Genomic DNA, 2,820 nt, shown 5'->3' on the forward strand with positions numbered 1-2,820 from the left:
ATTCAGAGCCTGACCGAAAGCCCACCGCCACTTTGCCAGCACTCCCCCAAAAAACTATTTGGCCAGGAACATGTGCATGTAGACGCGGTAAGATAGGAGTCCGAAGACAATGATTGAGCCGACTAGCCAAGCAACGGCGATTATATCGGTGTGCTGGCCGACCACTGCCGCCTGGTCGAGTAGCCCGCGGGCCGCATTGACAATCGGAGTCATTGGTTGGTGGTCCGCAAAAATTTGGATGGGTTTCGCCATTCCTTTAGTAGGCATGAGGGCCGAACTGACAAACAGCAGCATCAACAGAACGTACGAGAAACCACCCGCTGATGCGTAGTTATCCGCTTTGAGTGAAAACGGGACCGCCAGCAGCGTGATGCCCAGGCCAAAGAGGACGGACAGGCCCAGGAACATGAAGGCTGAACCAAGCGTTGCGTCGGTCCGGTAACCCATCGCCACGCCGACTAGGAAGACCAGCGCTTCGGCAATCAGCATAAAAATTACTGACGCCAACACGTGTGAACCAAGTATTACCCAGCGCGATATTGGCAGTGAGTGCAACCTATCCAGGAACCCCGACGTGCGGTCGAAGTTGATGCGCATGGACGTATAGGCTGAGCCCATCGCCATTGTCAGGAGCAAAAATCCGGGCAAAGCATAGCGCAGGTAGGCGGACGCGCCGTTACCGTTGCCAGTAACGATGTTGCCACCCATGACGTACACAAAGAACAGTAGCATGAACATCGGCATCGCAATCACGGTGATGATGGTGTCCGCATTCGTCAAATTTTGACGAATAATGCGCCCCGTGAGGACGCCGAGTTGCTTAATGGTTTTCATATTTTTCCACCTTTCCAGTGACGTCCAGAAAAACCGACTCCAGGTTAGTTTCGTCACGGTCGAAGTGCTCAACGTTAATTTGGGCGTCCAGTAGGCTTGCCAAAGCAGCGTTACCGCTGTCAGCGGATAGTGTCACACCGTGTTCGGCCTGCACATAGTGAATGCCTGCTTTAGACAAAGCCGTTCCTGCCGCATCCTGGTCGGAAGGGGCGACCTGCAGCGTGTACGTAGCGGCGACGCGTTGCTTGATTGCCGCCGGGGTGCCGTATTTAACAATGGTGCCGTCATGGATAAAGGCTATATGGTCGGATAGGGCGTCGGCCTCATCGAGGTACTGCGTGGTAAGGAAGACCGTTTTACCGGCATCGCGAATTTCGCGAATCATCTGCCAAAGCTCCAGCCGGTTCTGGGGATCCACCCCGGTTGTGGGCTCGTCAAGAAATACGATTTGCGGATTGCCGATCAGTGACATCGCAATATCTAGGCGTCGGCGCATACCTCCTGAGTAGGTTTTAACTTTTCGGTGTAAAAAGTCGGTCAGGTTCAACCGTGTTGCGAGCACGGCAATCTCCGCCCGCTCGTTCCTGACCCCACGAAGTTGTGCAATTAGCCGCAGGTTTTCGGCACCGGAAAATTCGCCGTCAAGTGTGGCAGTTTGCGCGTTCAGGCTGATTAGCTTGCGCACTGCGTTGCCATCTTTGCGTGGGTCGAAGCCCATGATGCTCACGGTGCCAGAGTTTGGCAGGGAGAGTGTGGTCAAAATGTTGATCAGGGTGCTTTTGCCGGCACCGTTAGCGCCCAGCAAGGTGAAAATTTCACCTTGTTGGACGTCAAGGTTAACGCCTTTGAGTACTGAGAGCTCGCCAAAGTTTTTGGTAACGCCGCGGACTGTGATTGCGTTCATGATTGCTCAGCCTCCGCCACCTGTTTGCGCAGCTGATTGCGGTACTTTATCAGCCAGAGTTCGTCGGGGTATTGTGCCATGATGTTTTCGGCGAATTCTACCGGGTCATCACCGACAATTTGTAGGACGGGCACGTTCTCCGCTGCGTTTTCCTGGAAGATACGCAAAATTTCTTCAAGGACGTCCATCATGGCCCCACTGCGGGCGAAGTTCCACATATATTTGGTGAGGGCGGTTACGGTTGCTGCGTAAGGCGCGGGTAAGGCCGCGACGTCCTTAGTGAACTGCTTGTAGCGCTTTTTGTCCTTAATCATGTTGTTGATGCTACTTTTAATGTTAGGCATGGCTTTGCTCCTTCAATTTGTTCATGGTAGCGCCCAGAAAGTCCCATTTTTGCCAGAATTCGTGCAGGTATTGTTCACCTGCTGGGTTGAGTGTGTAGAACTTGCGGGGTGGGCCCATCTCGGACTTACGCCGGTCGACGTTCAGCAATCCCTTTTTCTCGAGTCGCAGAAGCACGGTGTAGACGGTACCTTCAACGATGTCTTCAAAGCCGAGGTCGACCAGGTAGGTGGTGATTTCGTATCCGTACGTTTCGCTTTGGGCAATACGCTGAAGGACGATACCTTCGAGTGCACCCTTCAATAATTCGGTTAGACCTTTCAATTCGTTCACCTCTCAAAAGCTGCTAGCTAGCTGGTTGCACTTAACGTTCGTTAGTAATTGTCGCCTACTCGGTAATACTAGGTACGGGTACATAGTAACGGTAGGTACTGGGAATGTCAATACGTCTAGTGTAGGTGACCCGAACCCGTGGGGTAGCGGAAGACGGGGTTCACGAGTACCTGTCTGTCTGCCGCAGTCCCCCCCGCAAGAATGGCCAGGTTGTATTTATACTCATCGTTGCTATACGGGGTAGGTAAATGTGCAACATAACTATCTGGTCAATGCAAGGATCAAGCTTCGAACTAACGGGTGCTGGCAAAGTGGTGGTGAAGTGGAGGCATTGTGCTGGAAGACGTGGTTGCAACATTAGTAGTTAGAGGCCGCGTCGGTCGGGTTGGTGAGTGGAGGTGTGTGGG

4 protein-coding genes are annotated in these 2,820 nt (G+C 53.0%); all 4 read right to left on the reverse strand.

Annotated elements, in window-relative coordinates; translation table 11 throughout:
* Window positions 1-54: 54 nt before the first annotated feature.
* The 4 genes from LPA02S_RS11210 to LPA02S_RS11225 are packed head-to-tail and all read right to left on the reverse strand — an operon-like array spanning window position 55 to window position 2,404.
* Window positions 55-834 carry an ABC transporter permease gene (locus LPA02S_RS11210; RefSeq protein WP_056956734.1) on the reverse strand — a complete coding sequence of 260 codons (780 nt, stop codon included), beginning with the start codon at window positions 832-834 and terminating at the stop codon, window positions 55-57.
* The gene (locus LPA02S_RS11215) at window positions 821-1,738 is read right to left on the reverse strand and encodes an ABC transporter ATP-binding protein (RefSeq protein WP_056956733.1); all 918 of its coding nucleotides are present in this window, start codon (window positions 1,736-1,738) and stop codon (window positions 821-823) included. Before LPA02S_RS11215 ends, LPA02S_RS11210 begins: the two co-directional genes overlap by 14 nt.
* The gene (locus LPA02S_RS11220; protein WP_054649000.1) at window positions 1,735-2,082 is read right to left on the reverse strand and encodes a DUF1048 domain-containing protein; all 348 of its coding nucleotides are present in this window, start codon (window positions 2,080-2,082) and stop codon (window positions 1,735-1,737) included. The genes LPA02S_RS11215 and LPA02S_RS11220 overlap by 4 nt, the downstream gene beginning before the upstream one ends.
* Window positions 2,075-2,404, reverse strand: coding sequence for a PadR family transcriptional regulator (locus LPA02S_RS11225; protein ID WP_054649002.1), 330 nt, complete (start codon window positions 2,402-2,404; stop codon window positions 2,075-2,077). The genes LPA02S_RS11220 and LPA02S_RS11225 overlap by 8 nt, the downstream gene beginning before the upstream one ends.
* Window positions 2,405-2,820 lie beyond the last annotated feature (416 nt).

This window comes from Lacticaseibacillus pantheris DSM 15945 = JCM 12539 = NBRC 106106 (assembly GCF_001591865.1).
GTDB classification, from domain to species: domain Bacteria; phylum Bacillota; class Bacilli; order Lactobacillales; family Lactobacillaceae; genus Lacticaseibacillus; species Lacticaseibacillus pantheris.